The organism is Vibrio fluvialis (assembly GCF_900460245.1).
Taxonomy (GTDB): domain Bacteria; phylum Pseudomonadota; class Gammaproteobacteria; order Enterobacterales; family Vibrionaceae; genus Vibrio; species Vibrio fluvialis.
Map to the genome: position 1 here is coordinate 1107305 of NZ_UHIP01000002.1, position 18091 is coordinate 1125395.

Sequence of the window (18091 nt, forward strand, 5' to 3'; positions counted from 1 at the left end):
TTTTCCGTATTCGATGCGTTGGCGTTATTCGCCCGCCACCCATTCGCGTTTGGTTTTTACGCTCGACAGCAACATGTAGATACACGTCGCCAGCAGCGTCACAAACAGGTAGCCCAACAGGCCTTGCGTGCCTTGCATAAACCAGTCAGCCAGAACCGGGCCTGCGACGGAACCGATGCTGTAACTGAACAGCATGACTTGCGTGGCAGACACAATGTAACTTGCGTCCAGTTTGTCGCAGCCAAGGTTAATCGCAATAGGGTAAATGGCGAATGTCGCCATGCCAAGCACAAACAGGCCCGCTGCCAGCATGTTAATGCCGGAGTAAATCAGCGGCATCGCGGTTGCGCCTGCGCCAATCAAGCAGAACATCGCCATCAGCAGCTTACGCCCCATAAATTTAGACAGCCAAGGCACCATAGGTTGTACCGCCATCGCGCCCAGAATAACCAACGCCATCAAGGTGCCGATATGGGTATTGCTGATACCGCGAGTCGAAAGTTCTACTGGCATCAGGCCGTAAATCGCGCCCAGCGTCAGGCCAGATACCAAGCAACCGATAATGGCCGCATGGCTCAGTTTGGCCATCTGCTTCCACGACAAACTTTCAGAGTGTTGCGATGGCGGCTGATCCGATTCGCCGTAAATCAGCACAATAGAAGCCAGTAGCAGTAGGGTAGTGATGGCAATAAATGGTACGCCACCTGAAACACCGAGCACGCCAATGCCCAGTTGACCGACAGCAGTGCCGCCGTACAGTGACGCCATGTAAATGCCCAGACGTTTCGCCCGGCCGGTTTCATCGCCATGCAGCAGCCAAGATTCCACCACCACAAAAACGCCCGCAACAGCAACACCCGCAATAAAGCGCGTGATCAGCCACGCCGAGGCGTAAGGCAATGATGGCAGCGCAATAATCGACAGTAGCAGAATGGCTAAACACCAAATAAATGCCATCCGGTGACCCAGACGGTTAACGAACGGTTCCATGATCATCGCGCCCAGCAGTAAACCTGCATAGAACACACTCGCCAGCCAACTGGCCAACGATTCTTCTAGTCCATAATGAGAAAGCATGAGCGGGATCAGGCTCATCAGATAGCCAGACGCGATCGCGTACAGCGCCAAAGCAATAACTGGCACTGAAATGCGTTGCGCAGGAACAGCGGACGTACTCACGGCGTAGCCTCGAAATTAGATGCAGAACAGGGGGAAATTCGCCGCGAATATGGAACTAAAGAATGGAAAGGTAAAACGAAAAATTATGGTCTTGACGATTAACAAAATTTATCAATCGGCTAAGCAGTGAAATGAGGGGTTAAGTTGGCATAATTCAGCAAATAATGCCAACTTTATTGTCTGTTTTTATGACAGGCTTACTTATTTAACGCTTGGTTGAGCCATTGATCGAACTGGGATTTTGGCAGCGCGCCATTGATCACATCCACTCTTTGACCGTTTTTGAACACCATAATGGTTGGAATGCTGCGAATCTGAAATTTTGCTGCCAGATTCTGCTGACTTTCGGTATCGATTTTCACGAAGCGAACCTGGCCTTTACGCTCTTCAGCCACATCACTGAAAATAGGCGCAAAGCCGACGCAAGGGTTACACCACGGGGCCCAGAAATCGACCACTACCGGTTGAGTGCTTTGCAACAATGCCTCAAAGTTCGCGTCCGTTCCTTCTATCGGTGCTCCGTCTAAAAGAGATGTCTGGCATTTACCGCAGTTCGGACTTTCGGAGATTCGTTCGGTCGGTACACGGTTTAGCCCGTGGCATGACGGGCAGCGGGTATTAAATGTGGTCATCACTTTCTCTCAATCTGGCGCTGGGTTAGGCTCACTTTCTTACGCTGTGCGGATGTGCATAGGCAAGTTGTGGGGCATACCCCTTAACGTTAAGGGACAAATCAGCGTATAATTTCGGCCATTGCGTAATATAAACGTTCGTTGAACTGTCGGTTTCCGCACCGCGTGATGCTGTAAAGGTCGCAGTTCGCCTGCTTATTATCGCTCTCTCTACAGTGAAATGTGGGGGCAGGTTGCGCGATTACAATAGATAACGACAACAAAAAAACAGGATTACAATGACCAAGTTTTATGCCGAAATTACTGGTTGGGGCAAATGCCTGCCACCAGCGACGCTCTCCAATGACGATCTGGGTACGTTTCTTGACACCAATGACGAGTGGATTCGCACCCGTACCGGGATTGAAAATCGCCGTATCAGTCACGTCAACACCTCTGATCTTGCTACCGTGGCTGCAAAACATGCGCTGGCTTGTGCTGGCCTTGACGCCAATGACATCGACCTCATCATTGTGGCCACCTGTTCACCCGATTCCCTGATTCCAAACATTGCCTCTAAAGTTCAGCAGAACTTAGGGATTACGGCGGCTGCGGCGTTTGACCTCAATGCCGCCTGTACCGGCTTTGTTTACGGTCTGGAAACCGCGACCCGCCTGATTCAGGCAAGCAACTACCGCCACGCGCTGGTAATCGGTGCTGAGCGCCTTTCGTTCTACCTTGACTGGACGAAACGCGATACCGCTGTGCTGTTCGGTGATGGCGCAGGTGCCGCAGTATTGAGCCGCACGGAAGCTCAGGTGGGGCTGCAGGATGCGCAAATCGGCTGTGATGCGGCTGGACGCGATATTCTGGCGGTGCCGAAATTTGGTACCGCGATGGATCGTTTTGATGAAGAGAACGGTTACTGGTCGTTTGATTTTGTCGGCAAAGAGATCTTTAAACGCGCAGTGAAAGGCATGGGCGCAGCAGCGCAGCAGGTACTGGCGCGTAGTGGCCTGAGCAAAGATGACATTGATGTGGTGATCCCGCATCAGGCCAACATTCGCATTATTCAAACGCTGTGCGACCTGTCAGGTATCGATCAAAGCAAAGCGTTTGTGAATATTCAGAATTACGGCAATACCTCTGCTGCGACAGTGCCTATCGCGCTGTGTGAAGCGTTGGAACAAGGCAAAGTGAAACCGGGCGACAACTTGCTGCTGGCGGCGTTCGGCGCGGGTTTAACCTGGGGTGCAGGCCACATCAAGTGGGGTGAGCGTGTCACACCTATGGCGACCAGCGACGCTGCCTTGCCAGCCAGTAACCACACCGCATTGCAACTGCTTGAAAATGCAATTGAGCACTGCAAACGTCACAACGCAGCGGAATAATACAAGCAGGTTATTAAAAAAGGAGCGTACATCGCTCCTTTTTATTGTCTTTTACACACCGTTTGCAGAACTTACAGACTGATACAATTGCCCTGACTTCCCTGATAATTCTCGGACATTTCTTCACAAGCGATTCCATAGATTGCACCCATCAAGATCGATGAAATGGTTTGTCATGAAAAAACGCACACTCTTTACTGCCATGACGGCGGTTATCCTTTTGGCCGGTTGTCAGGATTCGAACCCCAAAGCTGCTCAGGCGAATTCGCCATTGGTGGTGACCAAGCCTGTGGAAGTATTGGCCTATCAGCCGAGTACCACCTACATAGGCCGCGCTGAAGCGATGGAAGATACTGCCATCACCGCTCAGGTAACCGGTTATTTGCAAGCGCGCCACTTTGCAGAAGGCCAGATTGTCCAACAAGGTCAGTTGCTGTACAGCATCGAACCCTCTTCATTTTTGGCTCAGGTCGCCAGTGCCAAAGCCTCCTTGGCGCAGGCTCAGGCCGGGTTAAAAAAGGCCGATATGGATTTCAAACGTGCACAAACGCTGTTGCCGCGTGGCAGCATTTCTCAATCCGAATTTGATACGTTGAACGCCAATCTGCTTGGCGCAGAAGCGGCGGTGGAAGCCGCAAAGGCACAGCTGAATCTGGCTCAGGTCAGTCTCTCCTATACCGAAATTCGCGCGCCATTTACCGGCCGTATCAGCAGCAGTAAGGTCAGTCAGGGGGATTTGTTGTCACCGTCGACCGGCGTGCTGACAACGCTGGTCAGCCTCGATCCAATTCATACCCGTTTCAGCGTCAGCGAACGTGAACGCCTGACGTTTGATATCGACAAAGTCAAAGGTGATGGCAGCAGCGAAGCGAACGGGGTTGAAGTACAAATTATTCTCGAAAATGGCGAGGCGTACCCGCAACTGGGCAAGCTCGATTTTCTCAGTAACCGCATTGACGTCAACACCGGGACAATTGCGATGCGCGCACTGGTGCCGAACCCGGAGCATCGTCTGTTACCCGGTCAGCATGTCAAAGTGATGCTACGCAGTAAACAAGCAAGCGATGTGGTGGTCGTGCCACGTAAAGCGGTGCAGATGGATCTGGAAGGTCACTATGTGATGGTGCTGACCGACGGTGATATTGCCGAACGCCGTAATGTCGAACTGGGCACGCAACTGCCGCAGGGAGTGGTCATTCTGGAAGGGCTGAGTACCGAGGATGTGATCATTACGCAAGGTCTGCAACGCGTGCGCAATGGTCTGACCGTGCGCCCGCAAGCCGCCACACAAGAGTAAGGGGACGTTATGCTCAGTCGTTTCTTTATTCAGCGCCCCAAATTCGCGCTGGTGATCTCCATCATTCTGACACTGGCGGGCGCCATCGCGTTGTCTGTCCTGCCGGTGGCGGAATATCCCAAAATCAGCCCGCCTTCGGTGAGTGTGACCGCCTTTTATACCGGCGCAAGCGCTGAGGTTGTCGAACAAGCGGTTGCGGATCCGATAGAAACTTCGGTCAACGGCGTTGAAAACATGATCTACATGTCGTCGAAAAGTGCCAATGACGGTTCTTACAACCTGACGGTGACATTTGATGTCGGCACCGATCCGGATATGGCACAGGTCAACGTACAAAACCGCGTGGCGCAGATTGAATCCAAGCTGCCGCAAGAAGTTCGCATGGTTGGGGTGACGGTGAAAAAGCGTTCGCCGGATATTCTGATGGTGCTCAATTTCTATTCGCCGGACGGGCGCTATGACGATCAGTTCCTGACCAACTACATCAACCTAAACGTCAAAGATCAGCTGGCGCGCGTTAAAGGCATCAGTGAAGTGAACGTGATTGGTGGCGGTGAATATGCGATGCGTGTGTGGCTGGATCCGAAGAAGATGGCCAGCCTGAAACTGACCACCACGGATATATATGCCGCGCTGGCTGAACAGAACGTGCAGGTGGCGGCTGGCCGTATTGGTGCTGCGCCATACCACGCGGCTCAGGACGTACAGTTTAACCTGGTGACCAAAGGCCGGCTCGAATCCGTTCAAGAATTTGAGAACGTGGTACTGCGTGCCAATAACGACGGTTCCAGTGTCTACCTGAAAGACGTGGCACGTCTGGAGCTGGGTAAAAAGTTCTACGATGGGAACGGCAAATTCCGTGGCCGCGACGCCTCAATTGTGGCTCTGTCGCTGCAATCGGATGCGAATGCGCTCGAGAGCGGTCAGGCGGTGATGGATATGCTGGACAATCTCAGCACCAACTTCCCGCAGGGTATGGTTTACGAGACCAGCTATGACACGACACTGTTTGTTGCCGAATCGATCAAAGGTGTGGTGAAAACGCTGGTGGAAGCGATTCTGCTGGTGATTGCTGTGACGTATCTGTTCCTGGGCAGTTTCCGCTCGACGCTGATTCCTGTGGTGGCGATTCCGGTGTCGCTGATTGGTACGTTTGCCGTGATGCTGATGACCGGTTTTACCATCAACACGGTGACGCTGTTTGGCCTGATTCTGGCGATTGGTATCGTGGTGGATGACGCGATTCTGGTGATCGAGAACGTCGATACCACCATGGCGAAGGATCCGACGCTCAGCCCGCGTAAAGCAACGTTGATGGCGATGAAAGAAGTCACGGGGCCCATCATTACCTCAACGCTGGTGCTGTTGGCGGTATTCCTGCCTGTCGCGATGTTGCCGGGCATCACCGGCATCATGTATCGACAGTTCGCGCTGACCATTTGTATTTCAGTGGTGATCTCGTCTGTCAATGCCTTAACGCTTTCGCCGGCGCTGTGTTCACTGGTGTTGAAACAGGGCGGTGACAATACGGCTCGTTGGTTTAAAGCCTTTAACCGTGGACTGGAAAAAGTCACCCATCGCTACGGTCAGATTGCCGGAATTCTGGTTAAGAAAAGTCTGATGCTGGTGATGTTCTTTGTGTTGGCAGTCAGTGCCGTCAGTTGGATGGCGAACAACACGTCGACGGCCTTTGTGCCGCAGGAAGACAAAGGCATTCTGCTGGTGAACGTTCAGCTACCGGACTCGGCGTCGCTGTCGCGTACTGAAGAAACCACCGCGCAACTGGTGGCGATGGTGGAGAAAGAGCCGGGCGTTGATGGTGTCACGGTTGCCAATGGTTACTCGTTTATGACGGGGGCGGCGGCTTCAAACGGCGCTTCATTGTTTATTAAACTGCATGATTGGGAAACGCGACGTGCACTGGCGGGCGATCACTCTGCCAATGCGATTGCAATGCGCATCAATGGCCGCGCTGCACAAACGCTGCCGCAGGCGATCGTGTTTGCGATGGGTCCGCCGGCCGTACCGGGTATGGGTGCCGCTTCAGGTTTTGAATTTGTGCTGGAAGACGCACTCGGCCGCAGCCGCACTGATTTGGCGATGGTGATGGATGACGTCATCCGCACTGCGATGCAGCAACCTGAGATTGCCTATGCGTTCAGTACCTTCCGCGCCAACGTGCCGCACTATTACGTGGATATCGATCGCGAGAAAGCCAAGCAACTGGGAATTTCACTGTCTGATATCTTCCAGACGCTGCAAGGCAACCTGGGTTCGATGTACGTCAATGACTTCACTATGTTTGGCAAAAACTTTCGAGTGACCATGCAAGCCGACAGCGAACATCGTAATTCGATGGCAGACCTGAAGCATTTTCATGTGCGCTCGGTGAGCGGAGATATGATTCCGCTCAGCACCCTGGTCAGCTACAGCGAAGTGTTTGAGCCGGATGTGGCGTGGCGCTACAACATGTACCGCAGTGCCATCATTCAAGGTCAGCCTGCTCCGGGTTATTCCAGTGGTGATGCGTTGGCTGCGATGGAACGGGTCGCCGCTCAGGTCTTACCGCAAGGCTACCAATATGAATGGACGGGAATGGCGTATCAGGAAATTCTGGCTGGTAATCAGGCCATTTACGCCTTTGCGCTGGCGCTGATCTTTATCTACCTGTTCATGGTGGCGCAATATGAGAGCTGGAGTATTCCGCTGGCGATCATTCTGGTGGTGCCGGTCGCCACACTCGGTTCCTATATGGCGCTGACCATCACCGGAACGGCACTCAACCTGTACGCACAGATTGGTCTGGTGCTGCTCATCGCGCTGGCGGCGAAGAACGCGATTCTGATTGTGGAGTTTGCCAAGATGGAGCGCGAGGAGAAGAACCTGCCGATTGATCAGGCGGCGATCGATGGTGGTAAGCTGCGTTTTCGTGCGGTGAACATGACGTCATGGTCATTCATTCTGGGTATCTTCCCGCTGATTTTTGCCTCGGGGGCAGGGCATGTGAGTCAAAACTCGCTGGGGATTTCGCTGGTGGGCGGTTTGCTGTGTGTGTTACTCGCAGGCACCTTCTTAATTCCCGGATTTTACGCGCTGGTGCAACGCCAGCGAGAAAAAATTCATGGCGGCAGTACGCGTTTAGTGGACATTGACGAAGACTAAATTGCGCGAGATCAAAACACTACTATTGAGGTTATCAGTAGTAGTGTTTTTGACACGTTTCCTGACGAAAAATTGACATTTCTCTTTCAAAGAATCTTCTAACCTATTCAACGTGATTTGAGGATGGACGCCAGGATTTGTTGCAGGAGCACGACAGTCACATATCAACTATAGTTATGCTTAACTGCAACTTACTGATTGTGCTTGCAGTATTTTCTCTGACTAGGCGATCCATCCATGACTTCTAGAAAAGCGTTGCAATTGGCGGACGACGGTTACGCCACATTACTTAAAATCGTCGATTTCCTGATCATCAATCTCAGTTTGACCGTGCTTATTCGTTGGATTGGCGCCAAAGAGACCGCGATCGACGCCACGGCCGCTTTTCTGTTTTCGGTTCTGTTTCTTTTGGCAGGTGAATACCTGCGTCTCTATTCGCATGCCACTTTTAGCCGTATTCGCCGCTCCTTCATTCGCCTGTTGTACACGCTGGTCGTTGCGGCGTTAGCGATGCAACTGGTGAAATTTACCTTCAAAAACTTAGAAGGTTATACCATCACCAATTTGAACAATGCGGTGTTTTTGCAATGGTATGTGATTTTGTTAGCTCTGATGTTCAGTGTGCGCTGCGCAACCATTGCGGCAGTGCGTGGCGTGCGTAAAGCGATGAACAAAAAACGCAGGGTGGCGATCATCGGCTTAACGCCCGGTGGCCTCACGATTGAGCAAGCGCTGATGCGTGCGCACCGTCCGCAAGATCTCGACATCGCGTTTTACGATGATCGCGATGAAAACCGCTTCCCTTATCCGATCCGCTCACCAATGAAAGGCAAAGTGGAGCCGTTAATCCAACTGGCGAAAGAGGATGGCATTGATGAAGTCTATATCGCCTTGCCAATGGTGGCGCGCGATCGTATTCGCCACTATCTGGATGAATTGTCAGACAGCACGGTCGATACCTTTCTGGTCCCTGATCTCTACACCTACAACCTCAGCGTTTCCCAGTTGAAAGAAGTGGGCGGTGTGCAAACCTTCAGTATTTTCAGTTCGCCGTTTGATGGCGTGGGCAAGTTCGTTAAACGCGTCGAAGACATCATTATCGGCTCTATGATTGCGCTGTTGATCTCACCCGTGCTGCTGGCGGTGGCCATCGGGGTCAAATTGAGCTCGCCAGGCCCGGTGCTGTTTAAGCAAGACCGTTATGGTTTGGGCGGCAAAAAAATCAAAGTGTGGAAGTTTCGTTCGATGAAAGTGATGGAAAACGACGCGGTAGTCACGCAGGCGACGAAAAATGATCCGCGCGTGACCAAGTTCGGCGCCTTTATTCGCCGTACGTCGCTGGATGAACTGCCGCAGTTTATCAATGTATTGCAAGGTTCAATGTCCATTGTTGGCCCACGTCCGCATGCCGTCGCACATAACGAGCAATACCGTAAACTTGTCGATAACTACATGATTCGCCATAAAATTAAACCTGGAATTACCGGATGGGCGCAGATCAACGGTTATCGCGGTGAAACGGAGACCGTCGACAAAATGGACAAACGCATTCGTTACGACATCCAGTACATGCAGAATTGGAGTTTGTGGCTCGATATCAAAATTATTTTTCTGACCGTTTTCAAAGGCTTTGTGAGTGAGACAGCTTACTAGTGCATTAATCATCGCGGTGCTGGCTCCGGCGGCACACGCAGAATTAACCCCGAAGTCGCATATTGGTATCGCGGGAATCGATTTTCAAAGCCAGCTCGGCGTGGACTACGGTCACGATGACAACGTGACCTATCAACGTGACTCAGACGCGGCCATCGATTCCAATTTCTGGACGCTGACTCCGACACTGAAGGCCATCGGGGAGCGGGGCGAAGACCGTTATGTGCTGATGTACAGCGGCGAATATCGACGCTACGAAGATTCGTCCGCTGACGACTACGACCGCCATTTTATGATGCTGGATACCGCGTGGCGGTTTGGACGCATGCATGGCCTGACTTTTAACCTTTCGCAAACCTTTGGTCAGGAAAAACGTGGTCAGGATATGTCGGAAGGCTTTGATGACGCCGAATTCAAGCAGTTTGGCTTTAGCGAAGGTGGCTTGAAGAACTCGTTGCTTGATACCAGTTTGCGCTACAGCTACGGCGCGCCGGAAGGTCGCGGCAAGTTGGAAGTGATGCTACAGAGCAAAACTTTGCGCTTTCGTGATACTGATGCGTTCGAACAAGCATCGGCGTCGTTTTATGAATACCTGCTGGAGCAAGAGTGGCGGGAAGACAGTTTAGTGGTTGATTTATTTGACCAGTACAGCAGCAAGAGCCGTTTTCGCTATAGTTTCATTACCAACCGTCGTTACTACGATGAAGCGGAAAATAAGCGTAGCAATGAATATTATTTGCTGTTCGGTTTAAAAAGTGAGCGTACGGGAAAAACGACCGTCGAGGGGAATGTCGCTTTGTTGTACAAAGAGTTTCCCAATGATGAGAATGCCGAGGATTTTAAGGGCTTTAACTGGGATCTCGAAGCAAACTGGAAGCCAGTCAAGCATTCCGAGTTTACACTCTACACCTGGCAAAAAGTGAAGGATCCCGAACAAGAAGGGGGCTATGTCCTGGAAGGTAAATATGGCCTCGCGTGGACACATTATTGGTGGGTGGATCGTTTCTCTACCACGCTGGATTACGGCTATCAAACCGATGATTACCGTATCCCAAACAATGATCGCTATGACAAAACGCAGGTGGCCAAGGTTGCCTTCGGTTACGATTTCCGCCCTTCAATTCGCGTTGAGTTGAATTATCAGTGGAGCGACATGACATCCAACACCGATGATGTCATTCGGTATGGAAACCAACCAGGGGAGACGTTCACTCGCTATTTGGGTTACGAACAATCCTTGATTCAGTTGTTATTAAAGGTACAGATTTAGATGCGCGCGTTAATTATTGCATGGTTGAGCTTTATTTGGCTGGTGGCGATGCCGGTATCGGCGGCTGATTCGCCACAACCCACTGCGCCAGGCGGTGACACTCAGTCGCAGCAGGTGGAAGATTATCACCTGGGAACCGGTGACATGATCGACATCATCGTTCACGGCGAACCGGATATGTCGATGAAGCTGAAAATCGCCAAAGCGGGTGTAGTGAACTTCCCTTATATCGGTGAAGTCAAGTTGGCTGGCAGAACACCGACCGAAGTCGAAACGGAAATCGAAACCCGTTTGCGCGGCGACTACCTGCTTAACCCGATGGTGACCGTAAATCTGGCGGAATTTCGCAAAATTTACGTCACGGGTGAAGTTCAGCAACCGAATGGTTACGAATATCAGCCTCATTTAACGGTTGAGCAAGCGGTGGCGCTCGCGGGCGGCTTTACTGATCGCGCCGATCGTAAAGACATCAATATTCGCGTTTCAGCAACCAATGAACTGCTCAAAAAAGTTGAATTAACGCATCTTATCCAACCCGGTGACACCATCATCGTCGAACAGAGTTTTTTCTAATATGTCAGTAAGAATGGTAGAAAGCGGCACGAAAATGGAAAGCAGCATTGATTTTGCGCCGCTGGTGAAATCGCTTAAAAAACATGGATGGAAAGTGGTTCTGGCGACGGTTCTGGTCACCGGAGCTTGTGTGCCGCTGGTCATGTCGATCAGTTCGAAATACGTCTCAACGGCTGCGGTGCTGATCAAAGCGCAAGAAGACAATGCGACCCCGATTCAACAGGTTGACGGCTATGATTCAACGCGCGGTCGCTACTACGACACTCAATACAACCTCATGCAGTCGCGTGTGATCCTTGAGCGTGCGATCAAAACTCTCAAACTGGATGAAGATGCGCGTTATAACGGCGATAAGCCGCTGAGCGAATCCCATCCGGAGTGGACGCTGTCTGAACAGGAGCGCATGGAAAAAGCACTCAAGATGCTGCGTCAGAACATCACGTTTACCGAAGTGCGTCAGACTCAGTTGGTGTATGTCTCTTTTGAATCCAAAGATCCTCAGGAAGCGGCAAGAGTGGCGAATGGCGTCTCGCAAGCTTTCATCGACTACACCGTAGATAAGAAAGTCGAGAAAACCGAAGCTGCACAGCGTTGGAACGAAGAGCAGATGAAAGATCTGCGTCAACAGATTGCGGCGAAGAAGCAGGAAATGGAGCAGTTTCTGGATAAAGAGGGACTGCTGACATTCCGTGGGATTGATGGCTATGAAACTGAAGAGCTGGGCATTGTTACCAACAAACTGGCGGATGCCAAAGAGCGCCGTTTAGCGTCGCAGGCGCAGTACGAAATCGTTGCCCGCAACCTGAACGCGCCGATTGAAGATATTGCGTCGATGCCGGAAGTGTCTGCACATCCACAAATGCAGGATCTGCGTATTGCGCTGATTCAGGCCAAACGCAATCTGGCGGATCTCGAACTGCGTTACGGGCCAAAACACAACAAGGTATTGGAAGCCAAAGCGCAGATTCATGCGATTGAAGCGCAAACCCGATCATTACTGCAGGAGCTGAAAGAAGGTCTGCTCAAGCAGTACCAGACAGATCTCGCGAAAGAGAACCGTTACAAAGCCCTGGCGAAAGTTCAAAAAGACGATTTCAAAACGTTGGTGGCGAAACGTGACCACTACGAAAGTCTGAAAACTGATCTGGATAAAACAGAAGATTTGTATCGTCAGCTATTCCTGCGCAGCAAAGAGCAAAGCCTGACGTCGCAATATCGTGAAGCCGATGCGGTGTTGTATGACCCGGCTGCGGCAGCTGAGCGCCCGCAAAAACCAAACAAAGCCTTGCTGCTGGCAATGGTGGCGATTCTGACGCCCGCGCTGTGCATTCTCTATCTGATCATTCGCGCCGCATTGGATCGTAAAATTTACATGTTGAGCCAGATGCAATCCAAACTGGGGCTGAAGCCACTGGCGGATATTCCACGCTTTGAAGGCGAAGAGCCGCGCGAGCAGTTAGTCAGCCTGATCGAATCCAATCCTTATGCGATGGAAACCATTCTCGGGCTGAAAACGGCGGTGCGGCTGGCGGCGCCACAGGCGCGTGTGGTGGGTGTAATGGCAACCACAGTGCAGGAAGGAGCCTCATTGCTGGCACAACTGCTGGCTAAAGCCTGGAGTCAGAACGAACGCACGTTGCTGGTGGATCTTGATTATCGTGGTAGCGGTGCGCTGTCATTCAGCGTGATTGACCACCCACAACCTGAACCTAACGGTGTGGCGCAGTGGATCGAAACGGAGCAGTCACTGGATACTCTGATTCAGCCTCTGACCACTCAATGCGACTTTTTGCCGCGCGGCGTATGGCAGCCGTCACCACTGGTGCTGTTTGCCAATGAACGTTATGCCGAACTGATGCACATTTTGAAAGAACGCTACGATTGCGTGATCGTCAATCTGCCTTCGCTGAGCGACAGCAAAGACAGCCAGTTGGCTGCGCAAGCTCTGGATACGGTGCTGGTGGTGGTGTGTGCTGAGCAACGTCAGGCACCGGAGATGGTGAACGATTTGCGTAAGCTGCATGGTGACAACATTCACGTGGTGGGCGGCGTGCTGAACCAGGTGAATGCGGAAAATCTGCAAAGCGAGGAGAGCAAACGCTTTATCACGCAAGGAAGTTTCACGACGTTCGCTGCGGTGGAGTAAGCCCATGAGCCTGCTCAGAAGCATCTCAACCATTGCCGGTTCGTCAGTCCTGTCGCAGGTGATTGGCGCCGTATCGCTGTGGCTGATCTCTCATCGCTACGGCATGGGCGAGGTCGGTGTTTACGCGCTTACCTACAGTATTGTTCTGATTGGAGCGCAGGTGTGCACGTTCGCCTCTCAACTGTTGTTACCGAAACAGGCGGATGATTGGCTGGTGCAGAACATCGTGTTTTGCCTGCTGCAAAGCCTGATTGTGGCGTTACCTTTTACGGCGGCCGTTGTGGTGCTGTTCGATAAGCCGTTTGGCCTGTTTTATCTGCTGACGGTGGTGCACGCTTGGGTGTTGGTGTCGGAAAACTTGCTGATGCGCGATGAGAAAATGGCGCTGCTGGCTTTGCAACGCATTTCGATGTCGGTGGTGGTGATTTCCATGATTGCGCTGTCTCACTCCGCGCTGTGGTTCTACTGGGCGTGGGCGACGACTGCATTTGGGTTAATCATCCTTTGGCTGTGTTATTCGACCCCGCTCAAACAATTGCGCTGGAGTCATGTTTCATGGACAAATCTCCGCCATTTTTATCGCGCCAACCATCACCATATTTCCAAAGTGGGCAGCGCTGAAGTGTTGGCGATGGCCAACAACAACCTGCCGATGGTGCTGATCAACTTTTGGTTTTCGTCCGTTACGGCGGGCTACTTTGCGGTCGTCAGCCGCTTTTGTCTGGCTCCTGTCGTGATTGTCGGCAATGCGGTTCGCAATTCGATTTTCTCAAAGTGGTCGATTGATTTTCGCCATCAGCGCTTTAACTACCCGGAATTTGTCAAAGTCCGTAAATTGCTGTTTGTGCTTGGCCTAGTCGCAACTGCGGGCGTGTTCATCTTCTATCCGCTGGTGATGGAATTTGCCTATGCCCAGCACTGGGTCAGCCGCGAATGGGTTGAGTCGGTTCCCACGTCACGCTACATGCTGCCATATTTGTTTCCGGCGTTAGCGGTGTGTCCGCTGACGGTGATTGAGCTGGTGTTTGGTTCACCGCGCTACTTTTTGCGCATTCAGATCGAGCAGTTGGCAGCCGTGATACTGGCGTTTGTTGTGCTGCCTTATTTCTACCCAGACTACGGCATGTCAGTGCTGGCCTTTGCGGTATTGTCGGCGCTGCGTTACGGCTTTATCTACCTCAAAGTGAATCAGCGAGCTCGCCTGATGCGCGAATCAGTGGGGGAGACCCATGCTCAATAACGGTCTCTACATGCAGGTTTATTTGTGGATGACGTTGGTTGTCTGCGGCATGGTGCAGTATTTCACCGGGGTGGGCGCCGTGCTCTGGCTACCGTTTGTCCTGGCGTGTGCAATGTTGCTCCTGATGCTGCTGCAAACCCGCTACGCGCCATTCGGACTCGATAACCGCGAACGGGTGATTGCCGTGGTCTTTGTCGCCTTCTTTGCGATGGCGACAGTCTCAACGCTGCTGCAAAACGGTGTGGTGGTCACCATTGTCGGTTTGAAAAACGAACTGGCGATTGCGCTGGTGCTGTTTTGTCTGTTGCTCGGCTTCTGCCGTGAGTCGCAGATCTATCGTTTGACTCGCGCTATGTACTGGATCTTCTACGCTCAATTTCCCGTGATGCTGTATCAACTGCTGGTTGTGGTTCCCAAACGCGTGGCGATAAAAGGCGAGTTTGAGATGTGGGACTCGGTGGTCGGCACGTTTGGTGGTGACCCGATGGGCGGTGGTAATACCGCAGCGCTGGGTCTGTTCTGCTTGCTCATTATGCTGCTGAAAGTGTCGGAGTATCGTCACGGCGTGGCGAGCAAAACCAATACCGCGTTTCATGTGATTGCTGCTTTCATCATGTGCATTCTGGGCGAGGTGAAATTCGTTATCCTGATCGCGCCCATTTTGCTGGCGTTTGTCTGGTTTGTGCCGAGCTTTATGCACGGGATGAAACGTTACAACGCCAAGATTATTCTGATCATGATTGGCGGTTCGGTGGCTTTGCTGCTGCTCGCCGTCTTTGCGCTGGCTTCATCCTATTCGTCTGCGTTCGGTACTGATCCCAACAAAGGCGCGTTTGAAATTTTCATCGAATCGATGGAATACATTTTTGACCCCAACTTCATCATGGAAAATGGCGAACTTGGCCGCATGACCACCGTATTTTTCTGGCTGAAAAACAGCGGCTTGTACGGGCTGCCCAGCATGTTATTTGGTTATGGCCTGAATGCCACCAACCATGGCAGTTCGGTCGCCCCCGGTTTCCTCAACGATGTGTTTAATGTGCTGCTGGATTCGACCTCTATGAGCATGTTGTTGTGGGAAATTGGCCTGATCGGCACGTTCTTGTATCTGTTGGTGGTGTGTATGGTGATTTGGGTAGCGATTCCCCAACCTCGCCTGCACGCATCCGACATGGATGTGGCTGACATTCGACTGGTGGCCTACCAGCCTGCGTATATCGCGTTTGGTCTGGCGGGGCTGATGAGCATTCCTTACAGCCAGATTCTGATGTTGGTGCCGATGATGCAGTTTATGTTTTTCTTTTCTCTGGGTGCAGCGCTGGTGATCCGCAAATCTGTACTCACACTGGGAGAGCGTTCTTATGAGTGAAATGCCTACCGTCTCCGTCATTATCAAGACTTACAATGAAGAAGAGGGAATTGCGAAGACCATTCATAGTATTCGTGACAACCTCCATGCCTATCCGCATGAAATTTTGGTCGCCGACAGCCTGTCGAGTGACAACACCCAGAAAATAGCCCTAGAACTTGGGGCGGTGGTGGTGTCGTTGGTCCATGGAGAGGAGCGCTGTTGTGGAGTCGGGCACCAGCTTGGTTATCTGCACGCGCAGGGGGAGTTTTTGCTGCTGTTGGATGGTGACATGCAGCTGGCGCCTGGCTTTATTGAGAAAGGGATTGAGTTTTTACATACCCATCAAGACTACGCTGGCGTGGCCGGAATGGTGGAGATGGACGACGCGGTGAGCTACGAATTTAAGTCACGTAAACAACGTCTGCATCAGATTTATCCGTTGGGTGATTGTCATCATCTGGCGGGCGGTGGTTTGTACCGCAAGTCGGCGATTGACCACATCGGTTATCTGACCAATCGCAACCTGCACGCTTATGAAGAAGCGGAACTGGGGATGCGCCTGCACCAAGCGGGTTTCAAACTGCGCAGGCTTGATGTGCCGTATTTCCATCACACCTCGTATGTGATGTCGACGTTTGCCTTGTTGCGTCATCGCTGGCGGAGCCGCTACCTGTGTGCTTCCGGCGAATTGCTCAAAACATCGTGGGGTAAACCGCATTTTGCTCAAGCCGTCAGCACCGTGAAAAACGAACTGATCTTTGCGCTCTATCTGCTCGGCGTGGCGTTTGCGCTGCTGTTTTTACCGTGGAGTTGGTTTGGCCTAGCACTACTGCCACTGGCTGCCTTCTTTACGCTGAAAGTGGTAAAAAACCGCTCGCTGCGCGACGCGGCGCAAAGTGTGATTAACCTGAGCGTATTTTCTGCTGGCCTGATTCGTGGTTTGGGCACGGCGTTAAAAGATCCGGCGACAGCGCCGGAGAATCGCGTCATTCGAGGAGAAGAGTGATGAAAGTGTTGTTGGTCAATAAATTCTTCTTCATGAAAGGCGGCGCGGAAACGGTCTTTTTTCAGGAACGCGAAATGCTGATGAAATCCGGAGCGGTGATCGTCGATTTCTCAATGCAGCATGAGAAGAATTTCGCCTCAGCGTATCAGGATTTTTTCGTATCGAACGTTGATTATTACGACGGTCAAGGTTTGATGAGCAGCGTACGCACGGCTCTGGATTTCATTCACAATCGCGAAGCATGCCGGAAAATCCGCATCCTGATTGAACAGGAGCGGCCGGATGTGGTGCATTTCCACAACATTTATCATCAGCTGACGCCATCGATCATCAAAGTCGCCAAGTCTCTTGGCTGCAAAACGGTGCTCACCGCGCACGATACCAAAATTGCCTGCCCGAGTTACACCATGTACCGCGACGGTCATACCTGCGAAGCGTGTCTGCATGGCTCGGTGTGGAATGCGTGTCGCTACCGCTGTCAGCAAGGTTCACTGTTTAAGAGCGCGTTATTGTCGCTGGAGGCGGTGTATCAGTCACTGGCCGGTAACTACCAAGCGCTGGATGTGATTGTGTCGCCGAGTGAATTTCTGGCCAATATCATTCGTCAGAAACTGCCGAACAACCGCATTGATGTGATCGTCAATGGGATTGATGAACACGTCGATGCGACGGGTTGCCGCGATGATGGCTATTTTCTCTATCTTGGTCGTTTGAGTCAGGAAAAAGGTGTGGCGACACTCGCCTCTGCTTATCAACGGTCGCAGAAACGAATGCCACTGAAAGTGGTAGGGGACGGCCCGTTGTATGAGCCATTAAAAGCGGAACACAGCGACATTGATTTCCTGGGTTTTCAAAGCGGAGATGCCCTGCACGCACTGATCAAGCAGGCCAGCGCGGTCATTGTGCCCTCGGAGTGTTATGAAAACTGCTCGATGTCGGTACTGGAGGCAATGGCGTATGGTAAACCTGTCATCGGGGCCAATATCGGCGGCATTCCGGAACAGGTGCGGGACGGCGTGGAAGGCCGCTTGTTTGAGGCAGGTAACCCGGATTCTCTGGCGAGTGTAATGGACGAGTTCGCCACACAAAAAGAGGCGGCTGTTGAGATGGGACTTCATGCACGTCAACGACTGCTGAATAAATACTCGCTGACCACTCACGAACAACGTTTATTAGATTTGTATCAGCAACTCGTCAGTGAGGTGGCTTAAC

At 52.0% G+C, this 18091-nt stretch carries 13 protein-coding genes; 11 read left to right on the plus strand and 2 right to left on the minus strand.

Annotated features, from left to right (window positions below; all coding sequences use genetic code 11):
• Positions 1–24: 24 nt before the first annotated feature.
• Both DYA43_RS20140 and trxC read right to left on the minus strand, forming a co-directional pair.
• Complete coding sequence (locus DYA43_RS20140) at positions 25–1179, minus strand: MFS transporter (protein WP_061055493.1); 1155 nt, start codon at positions 1177–1179, stop codon at positions 25–27.
• Positions 1180–1376: 197 nt separating this feature from the next.
• The gene (gene trxC / locus DYA43_RS20145; protein ID WP_032082485.1) at positions 1377–1811 is read right to left on the minus strand and encodes a thioredoxin TrxC; all 435 of its coding nucleotides are present in this window, start codon (positions 1809–1811) and stop codon (positions 1377–1379) included.
• Between the two features lie 278 nt (positions 1812–2089).
• Between trxC and DYA43_RS20150 the strand changes: the two genes are divergently transcribed.
• The 11 genes from DYA43_RS20150 to DYA43_RS20200 all read left to right on the plus strand — a co-directional run bounded on the left by DYA43_RS20150 (position 2090) and on the right by DYA43_RS20200 (position 18090).
• On the plus strand, positions 2090–3181 hold the full coding sequence (locus DYA43_RS20150; protein WP_061055494.1) for a ketoacyl-ACP synthase III: 1092 nt from the start codon (positions 2090–2092) through the stop codon (positions 3179–3181).
• Between the two features lie 175 nt (positions 3182–3356).
• The gene (locus DYA43_RS20155) at positions 3357–4478 is read left to right on the plus strand and encodes an efflux RND transporter periplasmic adaptor subunit (RefSeq protein ID WP_061056064.1); all 1122 of its coding nucleotides are present in this window, start codon (positions 3357–3359) and stop codon (positions 4476–4478) included.
• Between the two features lie 9 nt (positions 4479–4487).
• A complete protein-coding gene (locus tag DYA43_RS20160; RefSeq protein WP_061055495.1) occupies positions 4488–7640 on the plus strand; it encodes an efflux RND transporter permease subunit in 3153 nt (1050 codons plus the stop codon).
• Between the two features lie 237 nt (positions 7641–7877).
• Positions 7878–9293, plus strand: coding sequence for an undecaprenyl-phosphate glucose phosphotransferase (locus DYA43_RS20165; protein ID WP_061055496.1), 1416 nt, complete (start codon positions 7878–7880; stop codon positions 9291–9293).
• Positions 9277–10563: an outer membrane beta-barrel protein gene (locus DYA43_RS20170; RefSeq protein ID WP_061055497.1), complete on the plus strand. Its 1287-nt coding sequence runs from the start codon at positions 9277–9279 to the stop codon at positions 10561–10563. The genes DYA43_RS20165 and DYA43_RS20170 overlap by 17 nt, the downstream gene beginning before the upstream one ends.
• A complete protein-coding gene (locus DYA43_RS20175; RefSeq protein WP_020432160.1) occupies positions 10564–11136 on the plus strand; it encodes a polysaccharide biosynthesis/export family protein in 573 nt (190 codons plus the stop codon).
• Position 11137: 1 nt separating this feature from the next.
• Positions 11138–13282, plus strand: coding sequence for a GumC family protein (locus DYA43_RS20180; protein WP_061055498.1), 2145 nt, complete (start codon positions 11138–11140; stop codon positions 13280–13282).
• A gap of 4 nt (positions 13283–13286) precedes the next feature.
• A complete protein-coding gene (locus DYA43_RS20185) occupies positions 13287–14522 on the plus strand; it encodes a lipopolysaccharide biosynthesis protein (protein ID WP_061055499.1) in 1236 nt (411 codons plus the stop codon).
• A complete protein-coding gene (locus DYA43_RS20190; RefSeq protein WP_061055500.1) occupies positions 14512–15891 on the plus strand; it encodes a hypothetical protein in 1380 nt (459 codons plus the stop codon). The genes DYA43_RS20185 and DYA43_RS20190 overlap by 11 nt, the downstream gene beginning before the upstream one ends.
• Entirely contained in the window at positions 15884–16879 is a 996-nt protein-coding gene (locus DYA43_RS20195) for a glycosyltransferase family 2 protein (protein ID WP_061055501.1), read from the plus strand. Before DYA43_RS20190 ends, DYA43_RS20195 begins: the two co-directional genes overlap by 8 nt.
• Entirely contained in the window at positions 16879–18090 is a 1212-nt protein-coding gene (locus DYA43_RS20200; protein WP_061055502.1) for a glycosyltransferase family 4 protein, read from the plus strand. Before DYA43_RS20195 ends, DYA43_RS20200 begins: the two co-directional genes overlap by 1 nt.
• Position 18091 lies beyond the last annotated feature (1 nt).